The sequence below is a fragment of the Peribacillus sp. YIM B13472 genome, assembly GCF_042788005.1.
Lineage (GTDB): Bacteria > Bacillota > Bacilli > Bacillales > DSM-1321 > Peribacillus > Peribacillus simplex_E.
This window is the reverse complement of the sequence record NZ_JBHZPG010000026.1, coordinates 1-24,322: the sequence shown is the minus strand read 5'-3', so window position 1 is coordinate 24,322 and position 24,322 is coordinate 1. Positions and strand designations below refer to the sequence as shown.

General features: G+C 36.6%; 19 protein-coding genes and 2 pseudogenes. 14 read left to right on the top strand and 7 right to left on the bottom strand.

Features of this window, described 5'->3' with window-relative positions; genetic code table 11:
* Positions 1–23: 23 nt before the first annotated feature.
* A complete protein-coding gene (locus tag ACFX4I_RS18330; protein WP_377422181.1) occupies positions 24–842 on the bottom strand; it encodes a histidinol-phosphatase in 819 nt (272 codons plus the stop codon).
* Between the two features lie 240 nt (positions 843–1,082).
* On the opposite strand from ACFX4I_RS18330, the gene ACFX4I_RS18325 reads away from it, so the two are divergent.
* From ACFX4I_RS18325 to ACFX4I_RS18300, 6 genes are all read left to right on the top strand, one after another.
* Complete coding sequence (locus ACFX4I_RS18325; RefSeq protein ID WP_230300679.1) at positions 1,083–1,718, top strand: FMN-dependent NADH-azoreductase; 636 nt, start codon at positions 1,083–1,085, stop codon at positions 1,716–1,718.
* A 385-nt stretch (positions 1,719–2,103) separates the two neighbouring features.
* Positions 2,104–3,333 carry an NAD(P)/FAD-dependent oxidoreductase gene (locus ACFX4I_RS18320; RefSeq protein ID WP_377422179.1) on the top strand — a complete coding sequence of 410 codons (1,230 nt, stop codon included), beginning with the start codon at positions 2,104–2,106 and terminating at the stop codon, positions 3,331–3,333.
* A gap of 870 nt (positions 3,334–4,203) precedes the next feature.
* On the top strand, positions 4,204–4,833 hold the full coding sequence (locus ACFX4I_RS18315) for a fumarylacetoacetate hydrolase family protein (RefSeq protein WP_230300695.1): 630 nt from the start codon (positions 4,204–4,206) through the stop codon (positions 4,831–4,833).
* Positions 4,834–5,144: 311 nt separating this feature from the next.
* Positions 5,145–5,573: a MarR family winged helix-turn-helix transcriptional regulator gene (locus tag ACFX4I_RS18310; protein ID WP_377422177.1), complete on the top strand. Its 429-nt coding sequence runs from the start codon at positions 5,145–5,147 to the stop codon at positions 5,571–5,573.
* Positions 5,574–6,611: 1,038 nt separating this feature from the next.
* Entirely contained in the window at positions 6,612–7,556 is a 945-nt protein-coding gene (locus ACFX4I_RS18305) for a sporulation protein (protein ID WP_377422175.1), read from the top strand.
* A gap of 643 nt (positions 7,557–8,199) precedes the next feature.
* Entirely contained in the window at positions 8,200–8,427 is a 228-nt protein-coding gene (locus ACFX4I_RS18300) for a hypothetical protein (protein ID WP_377422173.1), read from the top strand.
* A gap of 579 nt (positions 8,428–9,006) precedes the next feature.
* On the opposite strand, the gene fabF is transcribed toward ACFX4I_RS18300, so the two are convergent.
* Positions 9,007–10,242, bottom strand: coding sequence for a beta-ketoacyl-ACP synthase II (gene fabF / locus ACFX4I_RS18295; protein WP_377422171.1), 1,236 nt, complete (start codon positions 10,240–10,242; stop codon positions 9,007–9,009).
* Between the two features lie 119 nt (positions 10,243–10,361).
* Here fabF and ACFX4I_RS18290 point away from each other — a divergent pair, with 119 nt between their 5' ends.
* Entirely contained in the window at positions 10,362–11,216 is an 855-nt protein-coding gene (locus ACFX4I_RS18290) for a helix-turn-helix transcriptional regulator (RefSeq protein WP_230300686.1), read from the top strand.
* A 791-nt stretch (positions 11,217–12,007) separates the two neighbouring features.
* On the opposite strand, the gene ACFX4I_RS18285 is transcribed toward ACFX4I_RS18290, so the two are convergent.
* From ACFX4I_RS18285 to ACFX4I_RS18270, 4 genes and pseudogenes are all read right to left on the bottom strand, one after another.
* On the bottom strand, positions 12,008–12,688 hold the full coding sequence (locus tag ACFX4I_RS18285) for a DUF1796 family putative cysteine peptidase (RefSeq protein ID WP_309518817.1): 681 nt from the start codon (positions 12,686–12,688) through the stop codon (positions 12,008–12,010).
* A 417-nt stretch (positions 12,689–13,105) separates the two neighbouring features.
* Positions 13,106–13,330 (bottom strand): annotated as a pseudogene (locus ACFX4I_RS18280) (MFS transporter); the annotation flags it as partial.
* Positions 13,331–13,404: 74 nt separating this feature from the next.
* Positions 13,405–15,129: a ubiquinone-dependent pyruvate dehydrogenase gene (poxB, locus tag ACFX4I_RS18275; RefSeq protein ID WP_377422168.1), complete on the bottom strand. Its 1,725-nt coding sequence runs from the start codon at positions 15,127–15,129 to the stop codon at positions 13,405–13,407.
* A gap of 103 nt (positions 15,130–15,232) precedes the next feature.
* Positions 15,233–16,429, bottom strand: a complete 1,197-nt coding sequence (locus tag ACFX4I_RS18270; RefSeq protein WP_230302525.1) for an L-lactate MFS transporter — start codon at positions 16,427–16,429, stop codon at positions 15,233–15,235.
* A gap of 687 nt (positions 16,430–17,116) precedes the next feature.
* On the opposite strand from ACFX4I_RS18270, the gene ACFX4I_RS18265 reads away from it, so the two are divergent.
* Positions 17,117–17,602, top strand: coding sequence for a peptidoglycan-binding domain-containing protein (locus ACFX4I_RS18265; protein WP_230302526.1), 486 nt, complete (start codon positions 17,117–17,119; stop codon positions 17,600–17,602).
* 189 nt (positions 17,603–17,791) lie between these two features.
* A complete protein-coding gene (locus tag ACFX4I_RS18260) occupies positions 17,792–17,986 on the top strand; it encodes a hypothetical protein (protein ID WP_377422166.1) in 195 nt (64 codons plus the stop codon).
* Between the two features lie 261 nt (positions 17,987–18,247).
* Here the strand turns inward: ACFX4I_RS18260 and ACFX4I_RS18255 are convergent.
* Positions 18,248–19,465 (bottom strand): annotated as a pseudogene (locus ACFX4I_RS18255) (IS110 family RNA-guided transposase).
* A gap of 369 nt (positions 19,466–19,834) precedes the next feature.
* Between ACFX4I_RS18255 and ACFX4I_RS18250 the strand changes: the two are divergent.
* The 5 genes from ACFX4I_RS18250 (at position 19,835) to ACFX4I_RS18230 (ending at position 24,145) form a co-directional block, all read left to right on the top strand.
* Complete coding sequence (locus ACFX4I_RS18250; RefSeq protein WP_377422164.1) at positions 19,835–20,263, top strand: hypothetical protein; 429 nt, start codon at positions 19,835–19,837, stop codon at positions 20,261–20,263.
* Between the two features lie 363 nt (positions 20,264–20,626).
* The gene (locus tag ACFX4I_RS18245) at positions 20,627–20,974 is read left to right on the top strand and encodes a VOC family protein (RefSeq protein WP_377422162.1); all 348 of its coding nucleotides are present in this window, start codon (positions 20,627–20,629) and stop codon (positions 20,972–20,974) included.
* Between the two features lie 570 nt (positions 20,975–21,544).
* Positions 21,545–21,742, top strand: coding sequence for a hypothetical protein (locus ACFX4I_RS18240; RefSeq protein WP_377422160.1), 198 nt, complete (start codon positions 21,545–21,547; stop codon positions 21,740–21,742).
* A 502-nt stretch (positions 21,743–22,244) separates the two neighbouring features.
* Positions 22,245–22,586 (top strand): hypothetical protein, encoded by a 342-nt coding sequence (locus tag ACFX4I_RS18235; RefSeq protein WP_377422159.1) that lies wholly within the window; start codon positions 22,245–22,247, stop codon positions 22,584–22,586.
* A gap of 158 nt (positions 22,587–22,744) precedes the next feature.
* Positions 22,745–24,145 (top strand): MFS transporter, encoded by a 1,401-nt coding sequence (locus ACFX4I_RS18230; RefSeq protein WP_230302531.1) that lies wholly within the window; start codon positions 22,745–22,747, stop codon positions 24,143–24,145.
* Positions 24,146–24,322: the final 177 nt, after the last annotated feature.

The window sequence follows — 24,322 nt, the reverse complement described above, 5'->3', positions numbered from 1 at the left end:
TCTATTCCTTTTGTCTAAGAAGATCAAAGTGGAGTGAGAATCCTTTGCTTTTTAACAAAGTAAGCCCACTCAGAAAAGCCGATCTCCTTTAGTCTTTTTTTAACTTGTTCAAATTCATCGCCAATACGTTCAGGTGTATGCGAATCTGATCCAAATGTTACCTTCACATTATAGAAAAGAGCTCGTTCTAAAATGTCATCTGCTGGATACCACCCACCACACTCTTTTGTTTTACCAGAGGTATTAATCTCAATGGCGATATCTTCTTGACTAATGATTTTTAACGTTTTTTCAATACTGTCTGTTTCAATTGATGAAAAGGCAGGATAAAACCCTTTCATTGCATCAATATGGCCTAAGATTTGAAACACTCCGCTTTTTGCAGATTTCTGTATTAATTCATAGTATTCATTCTTTAATCTTGCCTGTTCTTTAGAAGTTAAACCATTCCAACGCCCTTTTTTAAAAATGCTAATGTCTTGAACATAATGAACAGATCCAATTATGTAGTCAAAAGGATGTAAAAGATATTGATCACGGTAGACTTCAATGTGATCAGGGAAGAAATCACTTTCCATTCCTAATAACACGTGGATTTTACCTTCATATTCCTCTTTTAAGCGAAGTACTTCCTCAATATAAGGGACAAGTTCACTTTTTGCCATTGCAATAGTTGGGTAGAGATGGTCGTCCTCACTATAAAAATATGGAGAATGATCAGAAATCCCAATATATTGCAAGCCGTATTCAATGGCTTGCTTTACATAATCCTCAATTGTGCCGATAGCATGTCCACATCGTTCATGGTGAGTGTGCAGGTCAAATTTTATTGAATTCGTCATTTCCTTAAGCCTCCTAAAAATAACCGGATTGTCTTGTTATATCATATCCAAAATTCACACTCTTTCTTACAACTTGAAAGAAGATTTATACCTTCCTTAAATCTGCCGTTTTATGGGCGGGTAACGGATAATTTTATACATAACAATTAAATATATTTTAGTTCGAGTAATTGAATAAATGATGAATTTCCAAGACAAACTAGAATGTTCAAATATGTAAAAAGAAAGGAAAGATACAGAATGACTAAGGTATTGTACATCACAGCTCATCCTCATGATGATAAACAATCTTACAGTATGGCCGTTGGAAAAGCATTTATTGACACTTATAAAGAAGTAAATCCTAGCCATGAAATTGTGAATATTGACCTTTATAAAGAAAATATTCCTGAAATTGATGTAGATGTTTTCAGTGGTTGGGGGAAACTTCAATCTGGAAAGGACTTTGAAGAACTTTCGGCGGAAGAGAAAGCAAAAGTTAGTCGACTCTCAGAGTTATGTGAGCAATTTATAGCTGCCGATAAATATATATTTGTAACACCTTTATGGAATTTTTCATTCCCGCCAGTAATGAAAGCATATATAGATTCCGTAGCTGTTGCAGGTAAATCATTTAAATACACCGAACAAGGCCCAGTTGGTCTTTTAACTGATAAGAAAGCTTTGCATATTCAAGCTCGTGGTGGTATTTATTCAGAAGGACCAGCAGCTGAAATGGAAATGGGTCACCGGTATCTAAATATCATTATGCAATTCTTCGGAGTGCCTTCCTTTGAAGGCATATTCGTTGAAGGACATGCAGCAATGCCTGATAAAGCACAAGAAATTAAAGAAAATGCTATAGCACGATCAAAAGATTTAGCTTCTACTTTTTAAATCCAAGAGCCAACAACTTGTTGGCTCTTTTTTTGTCAAAATAAATGGATTTATTCTTACCAAACAAGGACATCTCAAATATAGGATTATGGTTTTTTATTATGTGCGGCTATTCATATGGAGGGGGTGCCCTTGTCATTACTCTACCCAGTGGGATGAAATCCTGCGAATAAACGAGGGCATTCGTAAGAAATACTTAATTAACTGAGGGAGTTCTATAAGAAGAAGTAAAAAATCGATTCCTTAACATAGAGGAGATCGGCTTTGGAATTCTCTGTACTTTTTTTGTTATAACTTCCATACTTTTATGTATGTAGTATATTTTTATCAAACTCTGCTAATGGATAAGCAAGTCAATAATGGTACTTGAAAATGGAGTGATACGATGAATAAGATGTATGACGTCATCATTACCGGTGCTGGATGTGCCGGCTCTGCACTGGCAATTTATCTTGCTAAGGCAGGTTTCCATGTGTTGTTAGTGGACCGATCGACTTTTCCAAGGGACACATTATCAACCCATACCTTTTTCAATAATACTGTCGCTCTTCTTCGAGAAATAGGTGTCCTGGACAAGTTGCTGGAAACAAAAGCACCACCGGTACGGGATATTAAATTTCAATTTGAGGATACCGTGATAGAAGGTCTCATCCCTGTGGTTTACGGAGAGGCCAGTTGTTATTGTATTAGGAGAACTTATCTCGATCATATCCTACTTGAACAGGCCAAAGCTCAAATGAATGTAACCGTTTTAGAAGGTTTTCGTGTGACGGATGTCATCCGTGATGACGAAACAGTAATAGGCGTGAAAGGTTTAGACGCCAACAACGAGAAACAAGAATTTTTAGCTCGCCTTGTAGTCGGGGCAGACGGCCGATCCTCTATTATTCGCAAGCTGGTAAACAGTGAACTCAAAATAAGCATTCCGGCAACAGTCGGCATTTATTTCGGGTATTTCTCTGGATTTCGCCACGATAATGTCCCTAAATTTGAAGTATACAAAAGAAAAGAAAACACAGCCATTCTCTTTCCGACGAATGATGACTTATATGTTATTACCGGCATTTTCCCATTAGAAAATAAGGAATTGATAGAACGGTTGAAATTAAATCCGGAAAGCTGTCTACGGAATCTCTTAACAGATAACTTTCCGAATACAACAATTGGGGCGCGCTTGAAAAATGCCGAACTAGTAGAACCGGTCAAAGGCATCCTCGGATATGACAATTACTGGTATGAAGGAATGGGAAAAGGATGGGCGTTGGTTGGTGACGCGGTTTGTTTTAAAGATCCTGGCATGGCGCAGGGGATCCATGATGCTATATGTGGAGCACGTATATTATCCAATATTCTATTAAAATATAAGGGACAATCCGATCAATCGAATCAAATGTCTGAAGAATATCAAAAGGCAATAGAAGATGAGTTTATGGTCCGGTTTCACATGGGATGCCAAATTTCGAAGAATGAACGCATTTCTGAACAACAGGATGCTGTCAACAAGCTAATCAGTTCCCATCCAAAGGCTATAGAGAAGTTTTTAGGGATTTACAATTACGCAAACGAGCCCGCTGTTTTAGAAAAAGAACTCGCACGAATTATGCAGTCTATCTAGCAATGATCCAAGTACAAAAATAATTCGCTATATCGCTATAAACATAGAGCAACAATATGCAGTTAGTTTTAAGGTAGGAAAACTCATTCAAAAAAATATAAATCAGTTCAATCTCATTTTGGATAGCGTTTCCTCTTTGGTGAAGTTGCCGGGGTACACAATAGCTTACTATTGAGCTTATACTTAGTATAGGGGTAGCGCGTCAATGGTGTTACCCTTAATATGGGGTTTACGGGGAACATTTGATCAATCTTTATTACAAAACTACAGTTGGTACTTTTTTCAACAGAGCTATAACCCAATAAGAGAAATAAAAAGTCATTTCCTAACATACAGGAAACGGCTTTTTTTGCTGGGATTTGCTTAGCGTACATAATACCGAAGTTTGGCGGTCCCCCTTCAATGCGCTTTTTTTCGATGACAAAAAAGTGACAAAACAAATGAAGGGTAATAGTGATAATATACGTAAATAATGTGACGTAAATAAAGAACTGGTTCTGAGGTTGTTTAAACACTTTATGAAGGAAAAAGAAGAGAAGGCACTATATCACCAAAGAACATGAAAAATTTCATTCTAGTTATTCTTCTAATCCGTAATAATTATTTTTGCATATTGTACGAAATGGAATTATGTTATCTCACTGGATTTTCTTTATATCAGGTATAACGGTTGTATAAAAAGTCAGAAAAATATAAAATATACTTAAATCGGAGGATTTTTCTTAATTTACGTAACAATTTGTGATTATTAATCTGGTGGACTATTAAACCACGATTGTCATGACTAGGGAAATTTGCAATCACTTCTTAATATTTACCTTTTACTATTCATTAATTTTTATTTCTAAAAAGAAAAGAGTGAGCTTTATGATGAAAGACATTAAAAATATTTATTGTGTAGGTCGAAACTATGCTTTGCATGCAAAAGAGTTGAATAATGAAATACCAACTTCCCCTTTTTTATTTTCAAAACCAACTCATTCGCTTGTGGAAGCAAAAGGTCAATCAATTACTTTGCCGAGTAATCAGGGTTCCGTTCATTTTGAAACTGAACTTGTCATACATATCGCAAAGCAATACGAATCAGGAATGAAAGTAGATGAAATGGTTGATGCCTTGGCCATTGGGTTGGATTTAACTCTTAGAGATGTTCAATCACAGTTAAAACAAAAACAGCACCCTTGGCTTTTGGCTAAAGGATTCAAAAATTCAGCTGTTGTTAGTGATTTTATTCCGTTTCCAGGTGTCGAAGCATGTGAACAATTAGATTTTTCCCTGTTAAAAAATGGAGAGCGTGTACAAGTCGGAAATATTAAAGACTTACTTTTTGATTTGCAAACCATTATAGAATTTACAGGAGAGCATTTTGGACTTGGGAAAGGAGATATTATTTTTACCGGTACTCCAAGCGGCGTAGGACCACTTTCAGATCAAGACAAGCTTTCACTAAACTGGGGTGGAAATGAAATAGGATCCTGTTCAGTTACACTGAATTCATGAAAAAAGAGCAGTCATTTTGACTGTTTTTTTTATGGAATAATTCAATCTTAGACAAAAGGAAGAAACTCGTCTAAAATGAAGAGAACAATAAATCATCCAAGGGTGATAATGGTATAGAAGAAGTTCCTTTCTCCATTTAAGGCTAAATAAAGATGCACGTACTTTTGACCGTTAAAACCTTGCTTCGGTAAACTCGATTTTTAATGAAATATTTTTAGAACAAAGTCTCGAGTAATAAATTTAAATCCATGACGATAATCATTTAAAGTGCCATATATTAATTATAAAGGCTAGAACAGGGTGGAATGGGCATGACAAACAACCAAGAAAAGAAGTATTTAGATAATTGGCTATCTCTTACTAATATTCAATTGAGCATTACTAATGAGCTGGAAAGTGCTTTGCAAAAAAATCATAACCTGTCGTTAAAAGAATTTTACGTTCTATACTTTTTATCCAAAACAAGCGATAAACAATTGAGGCTACAACAATTACAAGAGATGGTAGGATTAAGTCAAAGTGCTATTTCAAGGCTGGTAGGCAGGCTGGAAGCAAAAAGCTGCGGAGCATTACAAAGGCATATATGTGAAGATGATCGAAGAGGTATCTACACACGTTTAACTACATTAGGTGAAGAAAAACTTCAAATTTCCTTAAATACTGTTCATGAAATTCTGAACTCTGCTTTTTCAAAAGGAAATCTTCAGGATGAATTACAATCCATAATCCAGAAATTATAATAGGGTTCTTACATCTATTAAGTTGTAAGTGAAGTCGGTTATTTCTATATATCTTAGATATAGGAATATTCCTTTGCCAGTAAGGTTTAATTGAACTGAAATTATTTAAATCTGAGTGTTGCCTTTCGCTTTTAATTATGAACGGATCTGTTGACAAAAAGTGAAGTGTTAATGAGGAATTAAATGTAAGCGCATGCATTTAAGGGGGATGGAATGGGTTTGTTTTACCAGCGAGGATAAATTAGATGTAAAGGCTAATTAAGTTATGGGAATGGAGAATTTGACCATTATAAATAGCTTAATAAAGATGATCTTCTTGTTATAAAAGTACTTTCAAAAAATGCCAGGGCGCAGAATTGTTAGCCCCAGGCATTCTTTTTTTAGAGCGAAAATTGAACTCTCTCTATATCTATGCTTCGTCGTATAGTCGCTGTTTTCCCCCTAAATAAACAATAATCACTAGTTAAAGAGAAGGTATCTATCCTTCTCTTTTTAATGTAATTGTGTTTTAACTCTCTTTAGAACTTGAGGCGTGTGATTCATAATGTTGCTGCCAATGAATCGTATCTTTCTTTCTATCATATGCCTTTTGCGCTGGAGAGGAACGATATACCTTTCCATCACATTCAATCTAAACGGTTTATCACAAGGTCAATTCGATAAGAAACACATTTAACTTGTGTTTGTAAATATAGCCGTTCATAACCAATGCATTCTACCAACACCTTTCAAAGGGTGCCTCTAACTTGCTGAATTCGGGCGGTGGGACTCCTTTGGTTTTTGACCATTTTCATGAAAAATAAAGGCCAATAGTCCATCACCAGCATCAGAAAAAAGATTACGTACTGCTTATCATATGAAGATCACCTGCTGCGGTAAAATCATTTGAAACTATTTTCATTTTTCGACGTATTACTATCAAGGGTAATTTAGAAATTTCCTGAACTACGCATAGATTTTTTGTCATTTCTTATTACGCCCCATTTTACTTACATATTCTTAAGACGATTTTAGATAATTTCGAAAGGAAGAGGAAGCATGTTCAAAAAAATTTTAGCAAGTTTAGGAAAAGGAGCCGCAACTGTAGATTTACAATGTGGTAATCGTAATTATCAAGCGGGAGAAAGCATTCAAGGGGAGGTTGTCATTCAAGGTGGTGAGGTGGAGCAGAAAATTAATCAATTGACTGTCCGGTTTATGATGAATGCGGTATTAAAACAAGGAAGCGTTTCTAAGGAAGTTGCCCATATACCATTAATTAATCGAGATTGTATTCACCCCAAAGAACGTAAGGTCATTCCTTTTCATTACGTCCTACCTACGAATATACCTATTTCTAGTGGAACTGTCTCATACTATTTGGATACACATCTTGATATTGAGGGTGGGGTTGACCGCAAAGATGTAGACCGGCTAGTCATCCAATCCCAAAAATCTATCCAATCCATTTTTAATGCAATGGCTCAATTAGGTTTCCGCGAGACAGCCGACTCGGGTAAACTCGACCAATATGGACAGGAATTTGCTTTTTTTCCCACTCAACAATTCATGGGACAAGTAAATGAAGTTGAAATGCGGTTTGCCAATGAAGAATCAGGTATCAGGGTCTGGATGGAAGTTGACTGTAACAGCGGCTACAAGGAAATTGAAGCAAAACGTGAGTTTCATTTAAATCAAAATGTTCTTGAGCATGAAGCAGGACTTGAAAAACTACTAGGAAAATATATATCGGAAGCTATTGATCAGCCTTATGCTTTTACACAGCCCTTCTCTTATTCCGCAAACCAGCATCATGGTCGAGCTTCTCAAATGGGAAACGCTATACCTGGAATGGTTGGTGGATTAGCAGTGGGTGTTTTAGGGACTATGTTATTTACTGAGATGATGGAAGGTTTTGATATTGAGGAAATGTTTGAAGAAGCAACAGAGGATCTTGATGGGGGATTTGATTCATTTTTTGATAATGGGGATGGGGAATCCTAATAAAGCCATTAGATAGTCCTGTGTCAACCAATATTATTAGGTTGTTTTTTTGTAGAAAAGAAAAAGTACCCACTAATTATTGCTTGGGTAAGGATTGGTAGACAAGTGTTGCTTACTTTGAACAGTAAGTAACCCTTGTTTTATTGCTGTTTGGTTTATAAGAAGTCAGGAAGAGGGCATTTAACAGTGCAACTTGCTTCCTTTTGCCATATGCTCCGATTTTCCCCTAATCCGCAGTTTTTTTGCCTAATAATACTCCTATATTAAGACAAGTTTTATCAACAGCCTGAAATCTCCATTCTTACCGTAGTAAAGCATTCATTTCATGCGTTCTCGGAACAGTTCAGTAAAAACGGATTAGGTGAAGATGATCATGAAGCTAATCATTATATGTGGATTTTATGTTTTGATTGACTTTATTTATTAAACTCAATCTTTAATTATGGATGAATTAGGTTACCTACATGTTTTTTTCTTTTCTTGACGCTTATTTGATGGTATCGACTTTTTGGTTTCTGAATTGTTTTAATGCGTTCATCTCCTGAAAATAACCCTTCGCTTTTTGATTTGGCGTGAAAAAAATGAATAAACAATCATATAAAGCCAATTCTATATACAAGAATGATAAAAAGGAGATTACAACGTGAAGCCATATGAAATAAAAAATATGATTATTGATGACGAGTTTGATGGTGAAGAATCGGTTACAGCTGATTTTACTCACAATGAAAAAGATTATAGCATTACTTTTAAAAAAGAAGATCTTGAAATAATTAATACATGGGTTTTTGAGGATGGTTCATCTCTTCCAACAAATTTATCAGGTACTATCATTGAATCGATAAGGGAAGATATTAAAAAGAGAATCTAGTCATTTGTACTAGATCTTTTTTGTGGTCATTTTCTTAATCGAAGAAAAATTTAGCCTTGTTTATATTGATGATAAAAGATAATGAGGTAGGGAAAAATGATTGCAAAATGATTGCCTCCATTAGAGATAAATTGGTCCAAAGAACAATTCCTGATATAACGATCAATGAACTTGATGATATAGCTAGAGAGCTATTAAATAAAGCAGGTGTAATATCGTAAAGCAAATATCGATGATATTGAGTAAATTGATTGATTTAAGAAAAAATCAATTAGTCGATGAGGGATAGAACCACAAATACAGATCGATACTGAACGATATATTTTCTTGAAGACCATTCGTGCTAATTTTCCTTTGTGATTGTTTATTGCAGTTTCTTTACCTTTAAGGCTTCATAAAATTCCTCCATTTAGTCGATGTAGCTAAAGGTATTTGAAAAATATGGCTTTATGAACAAGAGACAAGCCCTTAATCGAAGAAAAAAGGGCTTTTTCGTAGTTAATTACCTAAAAGACCCATTAAGGTAACTAACTAAAGTTTCTCTTGAGGATCTTTTGAAAATACGATGCGAAAGTTAATTCACTCGAATTTTTTTAAAACGATTGCTGCATTATGACCTCCAAAACCAAATGAATTGGATAGACCAGTACTTATTTCCACCTTACGGGCAATACCCGGTACATAATCTAAATCACATAATGAATCAGGCTTTTCTAAGTTGATGGTTGGAGGAATAATTCCTTCCTCTAAACTTTTTGCCAAAGCAATTGCTTCCACGCCTCCAGCTGCTCCTAACATGTGACCAAGCATAGATTTATTAGCTGTTATTGGGATTTGATAAGCTTTTGATTCAAATAGATTTTTAATTGCCAGTGTCTCAGAACGATCTCCAACTTCTGTACTTGTTGCATGAGCGCTAATGACATCAATCTCTTCAGGAGAAATTTTTGCATTTTTCAAAGCCATTTTCATTGCAAGATAGGCTCCTTTACCTTCTGGGTGTGTAGCTACCATATGATAGGCATCAGAACTTGCACCATACCCAATGACTTCTGCATAAATTTTTGCATCTCTACGTAAAGCGTGGGACAAAGATTCCAAGATTAAAATTCCTGCTCCTTCTGACATGACAAATCCATCTCGATTTACATCAAAAGGACGGCTAGCTTTAGTTGGATTATCGTTTCTCGTTGATAATGCTGTAGCATTACCAAAACTAGCTAAAGATAAATCTGTTATAGCTGCCTCTGCTCCTCCTGCAAAAACGGCATCAGCTTCTCCAAAGCGAATAAGTCTGAATGCTTCACCAATAGCTGTATTACCGATCGCACAAGCAGAAACAGGTGACATAGTAGGTCCCATTGCGTTCCACTTAATACTAATTTGGGCTGCGGCTGCATTTGAAATCATGGCTGGTACCAGGGTTGGACTAACTCTTCTTGGACCTTTCTCTCGAAGAGTATCCACATTATCAATCAATGTTTCAATTCCTCCTATCCCAGAACCAACATATACGCCAAGTCTTTCCAGATTGATATCCTCAATATCTAAATTAGAATCAGTCCAAGCTTGTTCAGCAGCAGCCAAGGCAAATTGAGTAAAGCGATCTAGACGTCGTGCTTCATTTTTTCCTAAGATATCATCTGCATTAAAATCACGAATAATTCCTGCAATTTTTGCTTTATGATTGCTTACGTCAAATGTATCAATAGAGGAAATGCCCGACTTCCCTTCAGTCAGATTTCTCCAAAATTTTTCTACGTTGTTTCCAATAGGAGAGACTACTCCCATTCCTGTAATAACGACTCTTTCCATTTTTCATCACTCCAAATGAATAGTATACTTGTATTATACTTCGGAGTTATCCTATTACAAGTGAGCGTTTATCCTGGTATAATAACTACTAGGTTAAATTGTTATGATGGAGGTTAGAAATGAATGATAAAACCAGACTTGAAGCGTTGTCTTCATTTTTGAAAACGAAGCGATCCCAAATAAAGCCTGAATCTATAGGTATACCTGCCGGTGCACGGAGAAGAACACCTGGCTTACGAAGAGAAGAAGTTGCACATTTGGCGGGAGTTAGTACTACTTGGTATACGTGGCTAGAGCAAGGTCGGGATATAAAGGTCTCTACAAGCGTATTGGATTGCATATCTACAGCTCTACAATTAAATAATGATGAACGGGAGTATCTATATGATTTAGCTTTAGAAGTGAAATCATCCATTATTCATCGAAAGAAGGATCAGCCAAAACTTAGTCCTTCTTTGGAAAGAATTTTAGCTGAGTTAACGTATTGCCCTACTATCATTACAGATCGACATTGTCATATTGTAGGGTGGAATAATGCTGCTGCTCATGTATTTTTAGATTTTGAACAACTCCCGGATGACCAACGAAATTTGATCCATCTAATATTTACAAGAAAAGAATTAAAAGCATTAGCTGTGAATTGGGAACATTTTGTTAAAGGATTTCTTTCCATTTTTCGTGCCTATTATGGTCAATACTTAGGGGATGAATGGTATAACCTATTTATTAATGAAATGAGTAATTCTCACCCGGAATTTCAATCTTTATGGCAAGAAAGTCAAGTGAGCAAAGCTCCTGAAATGATGATTGAATTTAGACATGCTAAAGCCGGAAAGATGCTGTTTAATTTAACTTCTCTCCAAGTCCAGGGGGACATGGACTTAAGGTGCAGTATCTATACACCAGTAGAGGGAACAGCTACAGAAGATAAATTAAAACGATTAATGAAGAAAATCTCCATTGAAAGTTCATAAACCAGCATATTACTGTCTTATATAGATAGATTATCATGGTCACACTTAACCCTAACTGATCAACCATTAGTAAAGCTCTTTTTGCCTATTAATCTTTAGGACAAGTTTTATAATCAGCCGGAAATTTCCAATCTTCGCCGCAGTAAAGAAATCATTTCATGCTTTCCCGGAACAGTTCAGTAAAAACGGATTAGGTGAAGATGATCATGAAGCTAATCATTATATGTGGATAATTAGAGCTAGAAAAGAAAAAAACATGCAGGTAACCTACTTAATCCTTGATAAATAAGGTTATTATTATGATATTGATTATTGATTATTGACTTTTAACTTTTAACTTTCTATAGTCAAGTCTACCATAAATGAATTATTAGTTTTTTCTAACGTAGATGTTACTAAACATTGGTATAAAACAAATAAGAAAAACATTGATATTTGCAAGTTCTTTGAAACGACTGAAATTCCATATATAACCATAGGTCCAGAAGGTCAATGGCTAAATATAGATGAATACTAACAAACGTACTTGCTTCAAATAAGGGCGCCTTTAAAAACAATCATTACTTAGTATCATATATCAAGCCTAAAAAGTGTCACTTTGACCGATAATATGCACTTATTTTAAGTGTTATTTTGCACATCCGACTTTAAAAACCCAGCTATCTTCACATTAGAAGATTAGCTGGGTTTCTTAATTATTTTCATCCAATCATTTATAGCTCTATTCTGCTCTTTTTAGAAAAAAAGGCAACTTCTCATTAGAAGAAGGCAGCCTAAAACGATCATCCTTTTTAATTCGTTAAAGTTATTCCCTTTAAAACCTGATCCCAAATGGCATTATTACTGGGATCATTACGAGGAACTTGTACAAAGCAAATCCCATCATTTGGCCAGTTCATGTCTATAACTCCATTTAAACCATCTACAGGCTGCATAATCAACAGGTTAAACTTACCCGTTGTAAGTTGTGATAAAATAGATTGCAATTCAATAATATCTTCATAGTTCGCCGTTGACCACTCATATCTGATGAATAAAGTATTTTTACTTTGTTGGATTTTTGTAAGGAAATTTTGGATGCGGTGATTCAGCTTATTTTTAAATGCTGGATATTGAACAATCCAATCTTGGTCTGGAATCATCGGAAAATCATGAACGGAATCAATTTTATATTTGCTATCATGAACAAAATGTGCTTTTGATGGTTGAGTACCCCCTGGTTCAAGAACAACATTTCCTTCATCAACAAAATGAGCGAGTATATTTTTCTCATGCATATTTTCTAACTCCATATATCCCTCAAATTTATTCTTTAATAATCTATTTACTTCAGGGAGAAAACCAGATTGAACCCAATCCAAGGGAAATGAATTCCTTCTTAAATTATGCCTCTTTGTATGGAGGGCAGGACCACACCAGCTGCCCAAACCAGCGATCAATTCATATGATCCTTTTATGTCCAATAAATTCAAATAATCACTCCTCTGCTTTTTAATATTTTATAACAGAGCAATTCTATTTGATTGGACATTTAAAAAATGTGTTAAAAAGGTGTCAACTTAAGAAATGTGTTATAGCTTTATATATCTCTGTTTAAAAGGTTTCCACGGAAGCTTTTTTCATAGTTAAACTAATGCCTTCAATACCCTCTTTTCAATAGTGTTGACAATACATATATTTTATGTGTAATGATTTTTCTTGGTTATAAAGTCAAGAAACTCAAGGAGTACAAATCCTAACAATTACTTAAAGAAAAACATCCCTAAAATTGTAGGCATACATAATGAAAGGACCATCTTTGAAGTGAACCCAAAAAGTTAGACATTTTATTTACTTAGGCAGCCTTGAGGGCATGAACCCGGTAATCTACCGGGCTCATGCCTTTTAATACTTGCTACTGCTGGACCAAAAGCCATGCCTACAAAGTTTAACAAGTTATATAAACCAAGACCAACCCCAATTTTGGATGCATTTAATGTTTTGGGAATAAGAGTGTTCAATGATACTTGAATAGCAGAATAGCTCATAAATGTTAAGATTTCAGCAGTTAGAATAACAAATACGTTAGCATTTGTTGTTAAACCTAGAACTAGGAAACCAAAAATCATTATAATTAAATACTCATTTCATAAATCACCCAAAATAATCAGGGATCCAAAGTTAGTATATGAATCCCTTTTTATCGAACCTAGCGAAGGAGGTTTGTCTTGGCAAGTTCAATTAATTTATTACCGTCACCATTCAGAACTGCCTTGACCATCCATAATGTGAAACCCTGTGCCTGGCCAAATTCAATTCGTGGGGGAAGGGATATTTCCTGGCGATTCACGAGTACATCCAATAATACAGGTCCATTATGTTCAAAAGCCCGCTTCAGTGCATCCGGGAGGTCTGCCGGGTCTTCTACGCGTATCCCCATGATTCCCATTGCTTGGGCAACGGCTGCTAGATTCGGGTTTTTAAGCTCTGTACCGGTCTCCAAATAGCCTGCTGCCTTCATTTCCAATTCGACAAAGCTTAGCGCACTGTTATTGAAAACGATGATCTTTACGGGCAGTTTATGCTGTTGAAGAGTTAGCATATCTCCCATTAACATGGCAAGACCACCGTCGCCTGAAAGGGCAATAACTTGCCTGCATGAATCGATGCACTGAGCCCCAATTGCTTGCGGCAAGGCATTTGCCATCGAACCGTGGTTGAATGATCCCAATAATCTTCTTTTCCCATTCATTTCGAGGTACCTAGCTGCCCACAAGGTAGGTGTTCCAACGTCACATGTAAATACAGCATCCTCACTGGCAAGATCACTGACCATTTTCGTTAAATATTGAGGGTGAATCGGTGTATGGCCTGGTTTCCCTACCGCAAGTTCATCAAGCCCTTCGCGGACATCTTTATAATGATCCACATATTTATCCAGGTGCCGCAAGCTATGCGTCTCTGTTAGGTAAGGAAGCAAAGCTTCGACCGTGTTCTTGACATCACCGCAAAGCCCCAAGGCTAGATTTGCCCGGCGCCCAAGATTCTCTGCCCTGAGGTCAACCTGAAGGATACTGGCTTTCTTAGGAAAGAATTGTCTATAAGGGAAATCGGTACCGAGCATCAGCAATACATCACAATCCATCATTGCGTGAAAGCCGGAAGAGTAGCCGATTAGGCCGGTAAGACCTACAGAGTAAGGGTTATCATACTCTAGATGTTCTTTCCCCCTTAGGGCAATGACCATAGGGGACTTCAATCGGTCACAGAGTTCCATTAGTTGTGAATGGGCGCCTTCACATCCTGCACCGCATAATAAAGTAATCCGTTTCCCGCCATTTAGATATTCCGCCAGTTTTTTCAATTCGGCATCGGATGGACGAACAATAGGTTGTGTCACATGTACAACCTGTTCCGGGACGGTTTGATTGTCAGGCATTGCTGCTACATCTCCTGGCAGAACCAAGACAGCTACACCTTTTCTAGAAACTGCATGCTGCATGGCGATTGTAACCATTCGAGGCATCTGTTCAGGCTTTGTCACCACCTCACTGAAGTGGCTGCATTCCTTAAACAGATGTTCGGGATGCGTCTGCTGGAAAAACTCACTGCCGATTTCGTTGCTTGGAATTTGGGCTGCGATGGCTAAAACGGGAATCCGGCTTCGATGGCAATCATATAAACCATTGATAAGATGAAGATTACCAGGGCCGCTGCTGCCTGCACAAACAGCAATGCTGCCACTCAACAGGGAATCCGAACCTGCAGCAAATGCCGCTACCTCTTCATGTCGAACCCCAATCCACTCAATCTTGCCAGAACGCCTGATTGAATCTAGGACAGCATTCAAGGAATCTCCAACAATCCCATAAATCCTTTTCACCCCAGCACGCAATAATGAGTCAATTAATAAATCTGCGATTGTTTGCTTCATTCTTTTCCTCCTGTTTGTTCATAATGGTATATGTTTTTTTGTATTTGCGGATACAACCATAAGCCCTTTGTTGCATAGTTCACCTAGCTCCTCAAAGGGAACTTTATACCGGGTTTCCACTGCGCGCGATAGGCGGCTTCACCCTGAGAGCAATTATGAAGGACACGATGCATAATATGGCTATTATCATGAAAGTTGGTTTAAATCCATTGATGATTGCCCCAATAAAGGCGCCTGAAAGGGCACCAAGGCCGAATCCCTGATATACGATACTATAATTTTTGCTGTGATTTTTTAACCCGAAATAATCACCAACAATGGCTGGAAATACGGTAATATTGCCTCCAAAGCAAAAGGCGATGCCAGCCACACAGGCAAAAAAGAGACCATATCTAATATTCCCCAGGCTTAATACCAGAACTGCAGCAGCTGTAACAAAGAAGTTAAAGGCAATCACCTTCATCCGGCCGATTTTATCTGAAAGGGCTCCCAGGATCAGCCGTCCGAATGTGTTAAAAATGGCAATCATGGCTACAGCATTACCGGCAGTGACTACATCCAAGCCAGCTAACTTTACACCCACATCCTTAGCAATACTGATTAAATAAAGCCCGCTCATGCAAGCGGTAAAGAACATGATAAACAATAGATATACCTCTCTTGTCCGCATCATTTCCTTGACGGTATAATTGTTCGAATCTTTGAGAGAGGACACATTAGTTTCAACTGTCTCAGATGATTCCCGTATAAAACGCGACCCAACCACTACCATGGCCATTACAATGATTCCCCAGTACAAAAAAGTCTGTGAGGCACCCACATTATTTAATAGCCATGTGTTTATGTATTTAAATAACAAGCTCCCCATTCCGTATGCCGAAACAGAAATTCCTGAAATTAGCCCCTTGCGCTCCGGAAACCACTTGATTAGGTTGGACAATGAAGTAATGTAGGCTAATCCATCTGCGAACCCCACGACAATCCCTGCTGTGATGTACAAAACCATTAACGAAGAAGCGAACGAACTAGCGACTAATCCCGTTCCAAGCACTAATCCTGCCAAAGCAATTAACCGACGCAGTCCCCATTTTTCCTGAAGTCTCCCGGCAAATAGGGTTGCCAATGCTAGAGCAAAGCTTGTAATGGAAAAGGTGATGGCCACTGAACTGAGTTTCCAGCCGAACTTGTCTGCCAAGGGCTGATTGAATAAACTCCAGGTGTAGATAGTGCCAAGACCTATTTGGATGATGATCGTACCAAACACAATGAGTCCCTTATTTACTTTTTGATTAGGAATCATTCTTCCCTCCTTCCTCTGAAACACTCGGGGAACGATAAATTCTTTTATTCTAAATTGGTTTTATTATGACCATCAGCATTGCAATAATATTCGTGGACCTTCGCATAGTTTGAAAAGGAAAAGAAGATTCGTGGCTGCCCAAATTATGAATGGAATAAAGGGAGAGGGAAGAATTTGAAATGATATCTCATAATTTGTTTTAAGGAATGAAAAAGAAGTTGAAAAAGGGCTATTTTGAGGCTTTGATTTTAATGATTCCCTTCACTTTCAATGAGAAAAATGGATATTTTACATCTTTGGACGGAAATATCATTTCGAAAAAACATGGGTGGTGCTGGACCTAGCTTTCGTGTTCAAATCAAGGGATTGTCAGTCTTATTGGTAGAGTAAGAAGTGAAAACTTTAAAGGTACGAGCTCCTTCTTTTCATGCTTTAAGGATTTTCTTTATTGATTTTTTGTAGGTGATCCCCAACTATGTTGTAGTGGTAGACAAAGTACAATGTTTTCATGAGCCACTTAGAAACGTAGAAAGCCTCTTTGTGAGCGTATATTTAACCTATTTCTGTAGTCCTTTTGGTGACTGTTTGCTACAGGTTTCAAAACAGGACATTGGTCGGAAGGGGAAATCTTATCTGGAAGGAAATAATATAATGGTAAGAATTCACAAAAAAGAGGGAGATGGCGCTATGAAGAAATTACTTACTAGTTTGGTAGTATTAGCAATGGCCTTAGGGATATCTTTTTCCACCGCTTCAGCATCTGCTGCAGGATTTCACCACCCAGATAGCTGGGATAAAAACTCTATTTTGCGGAAGGACACTCATGGGGTAGAGGTCAGGAATATGCAATATATCCTGAATGTCATGGGATTTTATACGGATTCAGCAGTCGTTGACGTTGATGGGATTTTTGGACCGAAAACCGAAGCAGGTGTAAAGAAATATCAAAAAGAAAACAATTTGAAAGTAGATGGTGTGGTTGGTACCCGGACATGGGACAGCTTCTCGCAATATATAAAGAAGACTGGCACGAACACATATGGAGCAGGAGGGAATATGGGTCTCAGAATCAAATGGAAGTATGACAATTCCTCCTATACATCCGGATCTAAAGCCTATATTTACGGTAATGGAGATACATTAAGCGACCAGTATCGCTTGTATGCGAATTGAATTTACAGAATCAATAAGGGGGATTGCTGAGTATGTAAAAGAGACAGGATTTTGGACAAGGAGATATAAAGTGAAGAAATTAAAAAACGAGTTTTTCTAGGGTTAGGTGTGCTGATGGCCGCGTTTATACTTTTTTTAGTCTATGTTTACTTAAACAATTAGAAAAAGGAAGAACAGAGCCGAGCATTCATGGAAGAAAGCAATGAGGTAATTAATGAATATGATATTATAGCGCTCGGAGTCAACCCAGATAACAAAACGATTAAAGTCCATGTGCCGATAGAGGAAGAACAACGGAATGAACTGGCCTATTCTTTGGCTCAAATAGCCAAAAGCATGGCAGAGATGGGTACCCAGTTGCCAATTGAAAGCCTTGACGACTAACGTATACATTATTGTTGTTTTTAAATTAACGGGTGCATTAGTCTAATAAGGAGGTTATAAAGGTCAGCAGATAATCTGTTGGCTTCTTTTTATGTCGTATCCGGATGCATAAATTACTAAGAAAACATTTTCTTAGTGAACTACCATGAAAATTTACTTCTGCGAGATCCAAAAAATGGCAATAATTAAAAGACGCAGGTCATTTATTCTTTTAAAAGAGGAGAGCGCCTGATCAAGGTGTTTATGGATACGAAAATTGGATTAGGATGCTTCGGTAATTGTAACATTATAACCTAAGTTTTCTAGTCTTCGAACCGAATGGCGTACAATTGATATTCTTGTCTTTGTTTATCAAAGTAATCTTCGCCTAAGTCGACATACATTTCTTTACGGGTTAGAAGGTAATATGCGATTCGCAACATCGCATGGGCACCTACAATTGCTGCCTTTTTCTTTCCTTTTCGTCCTGCTGTGCGTCTATACAGTGCACCAAGATAGTTTTTTGACCCTCTTATTGATTGAGCTGCTTCTGTTAATGCGGATCTTAAATACTTATTTCCCTTTTTAGATCTACTAGATTTCCTTTTACCTGCGCTCTTATTGTGTCCAGGGACCAATGCTGCCCATGAACATAAATGTCGGCAGTCGGGAATTGGTTTCCAACGTCCGTACCAATTTCAGCTAAGATTTGCTCAGCCATTCTTGTGGCGATACCAGGTATTGAATCAGTCGTTCTATATCGTCCTGATAAGAGCTTACTCTTTGAGCTATCTCTTGATCCAACATTTCAATTTGTTCACTTAAAAAAAATCAATGTGAGTCAGAATGGTTTTCAACATTAATCGTTGGTGTGAGTTACATATCCTTTAAGAGCTAATTCTAGTTCTTCTTTTTTTGGCTTCATTGTACGACGAGCGAAGCTTGCTAGTTTTTCAGGATCGTCTTCACCATTCGCAATCGCTCGGAGCATATCCTTCGATGAAACGCCCATAATATCAGAAACAACAGAGCCGAGTTTGATATTGGCTCCTTCTAAAACCTTTTGAATCCGATTATGTTGTCTGGCTCTTTCTTCTATAATACTTCGGCGATAGCGTACAAGTTCCCGCAGTTCTCGTTGATTCCGATCTGGAATAAAACTTGCTTTTAGTAATCCATGACGAAGAAGTTGGGCTATCCATTCGGCATCTTTAACATCCATTTTACGTCCCGGAAGAGCCTTCATGTGTTGAGCATTTACAACTAAAAACTCAATTCCTTCGGACTCTAACAAGTTTACAATAGGTTTCCAATAAACACTGGTGCTTTCCATCGCTACGTGAGTACAATTATTTTCCTTAATCCAGTCCAATAACTTTAATAAAAAACAGTCTTTGTAGAAAACGCTTGAATCTCCTTTTCTTCTGTTGTCATAATGCAAGCAGTGAAACTGTCCTTATGGACATCCAAACCACATGCTTTTTCAAAGATTTCATCCATTGAAATCTTCCTTTCTAGGCTTGAAAATTGGAGGCTGGTGCAACAATCAGAATTAGGGATAATCTACCATAAGTGCTTCCCGTAAGGGAGCGACAGTTTGTGGTGCACCGTGGTCGTTGGAGTCAGACTAACGGATGGGCTCTAAGGCACCATAATTCATCGACCTTCCTCTCACAGCCTTAGCATTAGTATTGACGGTTTTTCGCCATTTTCATTCTCTGTGGTGAAGCGCTGATTTTTGCGCTTCATGGGTGGCTAACGGGAAGGTTAGTTACATGGGAAGTACCAATAATTTGTAAAATAAAAAAACGGATTATTACAAAACCTCTAGTAAGGAGTTTTTTTGGAAGGAGTAAAAAGATTAGACATATGTTTTCATTACGTGGAGATGCTCATAAAATTTACCTTCAATTAAAAAAAGTCTCATACAATGACCGATCTTTCAAATGTATGAAGAAACTTAATGAAGTGGAAGAAATTCAAAATTTTTATAGTTCGATTGATAGCGATACGTTAAAAAAAATTTATTATTGTATGATAAAAGAGAAAAACGGATCGGGAATCATTCCTATTATAATATCCTCTGGACCTTGGCTTTTTTTTCTGTTTTCAAAACAATTACAAGATTTCCTTTTCAAAGATGGGAGTTTGCTTTGGGTTGTCTTTATTTTAACTTATATTTCCATTCTCGCCATAAGTGTGTTTCTTCATTTTCATGAAAAATCATGGGCTTTTGTTCATATTGAAATCATTCAAGAAATTTTACATGAACGAAAAGAGATAAGTGAAAAGCCCTGAGGTGAGAACCTATAACGACTTCCCTCAATGGGGAGTTTGGCGAAAAAAAAAATACTTTCTCACTGTTTCCATGTGTATTTTTCAGCGAGAAATATTACAGCAAAAAAGAGACATCGAAACCGATACTCCTTTAAATACGAAATAGCGATTATTTTTACATATTCAACCTTAATCCCATTTACTCTTTCATCCATTTCGTAAGTCTCAGATGTTTTTTTATACGGGCGCAATTCTTTAATAAGAATCGCTTTTCTTAATGAACTAATAGGGCAGTATAGTTGAAGAAGGAACTTAAATTTAAATCTCGAATATCTAAAGTAATCGGATAGCTAAAAATTTGATGACAGACAGGAGTTAGATACGATGATAAAAGGTTTCGGAGGAATATTTTGGAGAACTAAGAATCTTGAAGTTATAAAAAAATGGTACAGTGAAGTGTTGAAGATTGAAATAGAAAATTGGAATGGGACTGTGATAAAACCCCAATTAGGAAATGAGACTATCTTTTCTTTCTTTACCGAGAATGACAGTTATTTTCCAACAGAACAACAAGTGATGTTAAATTTCGAAGTACATAATCTAAACGATACTATTAAGCATCTTGAACATATTGGTGTACCTCTTGCAAAGAAAAAAGAGATTAGTGAATTTGGAAAGTTTATTTGGATTAGAGATCCTGAAGGTCGACTGGTCGAGCTTTGGGAGAAATAACGAGTTGTAATTCATTGAGCTACCATGAAAATAAGTTTCTTTAAAAATGAAAAATGACAATACTTAAGAAGACCCTTCTCAATCGTAAAAAAAAAGAGGAGAGCGTTAATAAATTAGCTTATAGATTAGGGTTGACTGGATTAAGGTCAGTATCAGTATTGACACTTCCTAACCATTTTCATTCTTTGTGGTGAATCGCCGATTTTTGCGATTCATGGATGGCTAACGGGTGCGTTCGTTCATTAAAAGATAAAAGGAGAGTACATATTATACATGGTTAGTATGTGCTCTCCTTTATTTATTAAGGTTTTTTATAATTTAGGTCTTGATAACTTGAGTTCAGTTATAAAATTATCGTCCTCGAAGGGTTGCTCTGTTTTGTGCAAGTAGCATTGGAGAAATTAACAAAGTACCACCTCATAATAATTGTAGCATTGATTGTTAAGATATCTGTAAGGTAGATTATGTAAATGAAAAGCCGACAGTATATTTTTATAGTGTTGGCTTTTCATTTGGTTTTGGAAATTTATTCTTTGGTAAAATTTATAATGGGAAATTGGAGGGGGTATTATGAATAATGTATTTTCTTATAACGCAGATTTTAAAAAAAATGCCTACTTAAATTGGAGAACCAACAGGAATGACCATATTCATAATATGATTGTTTTAGCAGATGGATTTATGTCAGCAGCTACTTTATTAGCAAAACAAGTATTATTAGATAATGTAGATAAAATAGATAATGTAGATAAAAAGCTGATTCCTTAATTTTCCCTATCCTCTTTAATGCTAATCATGGAATTGAAGTATATCTAAAAGCAATTTCTTGGTCATTAAATATTCTAAACAATACAGGTGAACGTTTTGATCCGTACCATAAGCTAAATAAATTATTAGAAAAAAATATATCACTTGTTAATACATTTGAAAACGATTCAGAAAAACTAAAAACCTTAAGTCAATAAAATCTCTGTTTTTTGATGTCCTCATTTAGAAACCCTTCGCCGATTTTCCACTTCCTTTATCTCCACAAATACTTCAAGAAAAAGGAGCAAATGGATCTCTCTCCCTTGTACATGAATAATCTCAAAAGTTTTATGCAAAATAAACAAGGTTAAAGGTTTAGCCTTTAGCAACAATGGTGAAGAAGACTTTTAAAATGACACAAAATAATCAGAATCAACAACAACAATATCAGCAAGCTATCAATGCTGCTCAACAAGCCCAATAGGCTGTTCAATCTGCTCAATTTAATGCAAATCCACAACAATTGCAACAGGCACAGCAACAGCTTGAACAAGCTCAACAACAATTTCAACAAGTTCAAAACCAAGCAGGGGCCCAAGCTACTGCACAAGAACAGCAACAAGTTCAACAAGCCCAAGCTACATCTCAAGTACAACAAAATTCAGGTCAACAACAGAATCAACAAAACCGTTTCCAATTTTGTTGGACTATGCCAAGGGGTAAGGAAACAGAGCAGAAAGACATCCCTTACGGAATCAGGGATTTCCTTCTTCACCGGCTTTCTTCTCTATGCAGAGGGCCTACCAACAAAAAGGGCTATTGTAAGCTAAAAAACGAATATTTTTCTGTTTTTGTATCAAAATAACTAATGTACAAAGGCTTTTCGATTTTTCTAATATTGTTGGAATTGTTTTCATAAAAAGACAAAATTTTATTAGAAAACACCCAAAATCTGCTTGTACTCCTGTTTGACTTTATTTCTCATTCTTGCATAATTGTATCCCGTGGAGTTGACATGATAAAATGAAATTTAACAAGAAAAAAATCAACGTTGTAGATATTCAAAAAGCGAAGAAAAGTGTGTTTGCTACTGGGGTAGGAAACGCTATGGAGTGGTTTGATTTTGGCTTATATTCCTATTTAGCTGTTATCATTAGTCAAAACTTTTTTAGTGCTGTTGAGAATGATGAGCTAAAATTAGTGTTCACCTTTGCAACATTTGCGATTGCCTTTTTAATGCGCCCAGTAGGCGGTGTTATATTTGGTAAAATCGGAGATAAATTAGGAAGAAAAGTCGTTTTAACAACCACAATTATTTTAATGGCTTTTTCAACATTACTAATCGGTTTATTACCTACATATGATCAAATCGGTATATGGGCACCTATACTCTTATTAATAGCTAGAATTATTCAGGGTTTTTCAACTGGTGGCGAATACGCTGGTGCAATGGTCTATATTGCAGAATCTTCTCCAGACAATAAACGTAATATGCTTGGAAGTGGATTAGAAATTGGTACGCTTATTGGTTATATATTCGCTTCACTACTTGCCAGTACACTCTTTATCACTCTTTCTGATCAACAGATGGCCTCATGGGGGTGGAGGATACCGTTTCTACTCGGCTTACCTTTAGGGCTTATTGGGTTGTACTTAAGAAAAAGTTTAGAAGAATCACCGATTTTTGAAAATGAACTTTCTGATGATGAAGTCCAAGAGGAAAGCTTCCTATCTATTTTTAAAAATCACAAAAAAGATATTCTTGTATGTTTTGTAGCTGTTGCATTCTTTAATATTACAAGCTATATGCTATTATCATACATGCCTTCTTATTTAGATGAGATTATTGGATTATCTAGTACAGTAGGAACCCTATTAATTACGATTCTAATGATTATTATGGTGCCACTTACTTTAATGTTTGGAAAGCTCAGTGATAAAATTGGAAATAAGACTGTACTCTTAATCGGTTTAGGCGGATTAACCCTATTATCTGCCCTTGCTTTTTATTTAATAAACTTGAATGCTTTAGTATTTATTTCGTTAGGTATTCTAATTCTAGGTGTTCTGCTTTCAATTTATGAAGGCACAATGCCTGGATCGTTACCAACCATGTTCTATACTGATATTCGATATCGGACATTATCAGTGACCTTTAATGTCTCGGTTTCAATATTTGGTGGAACTACCCCCTTAGTTTCCACATGGCTAGTTCACCAAACGGGGAATAACTTAGCACCTGGTTTCTATCTAACAGCCGTGAGTATTATCGGATTTTTAGTGATAGTATTCTTGTTCAATAGTACTTCAGGAAAATCCCTAAAAGGTTCTTACCCAACAGTTGCTACTAAATCTGATTATCAAGAAGCTGTTGAAAACCCAAAAGATTCACTATGGTGGAAAAAGGAACAAAGAGAAAAATAAATGGAATTAAAAAGCACCCATTCAATGGGTTACTACTCGAAATACAGACACTCAAACATGAGCGTCTGTATTTCGGGTTTTTGTTTTACTTATTGACACAGAACAGTTCAGTAAAAACGAAGTCATATCTGGCCGATTGTGATAATTAAGGTATAATGATAGGGGAAGATATTTTTT

Coding starts and splice junctions, on each gene's coding strand:
- ACFX4I_RS18310 (WP_377422177.1), top strand. CDS start 5,145: ATGACAAACAACCAAGAAAAGAAGTATTTAGATAATTGGCTATCTCTT.
- ACFX4I_RS18325 (WP_230300679.1), top strand. CDS start 1,083: ATGACTAAGGTATTGTACATCACAGCTCATCCTCATGATGATAAACAA.
- ACFX4I_RS18305 (WP_377422175.1), top strand. CDS start 6,612: ATGTTCAAAAAAATTTTAGCAAGTTTAGGAAAAGGAGCCGCAACTGTA.
- ACFX4I_RS18245 (WP_377422162.1), top strand. CDS start 20,627: ATGATAAAAGGTTTCGGAGGAATATTTTGGAGAACTAAGAATCTTGAA.
- ACFX4I_RS18270 (WP_230302525.1), bottom strand. CDS start 16,429: ATGATTCCTAATCAAAAAGTAAATAAGGGACTCATTGTGTTTGGTACG.
- ACFX4I_RS18250 (WP_377422164.1), top strand. CDS start 19,835: ATGTTTTCATTACGTGGAGATGCTCATAAAATTTACCTTCAATTAAAA.
- ACFX4I_RS18320 (WP_377422179.1), top strand. CDS start 2,104: ATGAATAAGATGTATGACGTCATCATTACCGGTGCTGGATGTGCCGGC.
- fabF (WP_377422171.1), bottom strand. CDS start 10,242: ATGGAAAGAGTCGTTATTACAGGAATGGGAGTAGTCTCTCCTATTGGA.
- ACFX4I_RS18290 (WP_230300686.1), top strand. CDS start 10,362: ATGAATGATAAAACCAGACTTGAAGCGTTGTCTTCATTTTTGAAAACG.
- ACFX4I_RS18230 (WP_230302531.1), top strand. CDS start 22,745: ATGAAATTTAACAAGAAAAAAATCAACGTTGTAGATATTCAAAAAGCG.
- ACFX4I_RS18330 (WP_377422181.1), bottom strand. CDS start 842: ATGACGAATTCAATAAAATTTGACCTGCACACTCACCATGAACGATGT.
- poxB (WP_377422168.1), bottom strand. CDS start 15,129: ATGAAGCAAACAATCGCAGATTTATTAATTGACTCATTATTGCGTGCT.
- ACFX4I_RS18265 (WP_230302526.1), top strand. CDS start 17,117: ATGAAGAAATTACTTACTAGTTTGGTAGTATTAGCAATGGCCTTAGGG.
- ACFX4I_RS18260 (WP_377422166.1), top strand. CDS start 17,792: ATGGAAGAAAGCAATGAGGTAATTAATGAATATGATATTATAGCGCTC.
- ACFX4I_RS18240 (WP_377422160.1), top strand. CDS start 21,545: ATGAATAATGTATTTTCTTATAACGCAGATTTTAAAAAAAATGCCTAC.
- ACFX4I_RS18315 (WP_230300695.1), top strand. CDS start 4,204: ATGAAAGACATTAAAAATATTTATTGTGTAGGTCGAAACTATGCTTTG.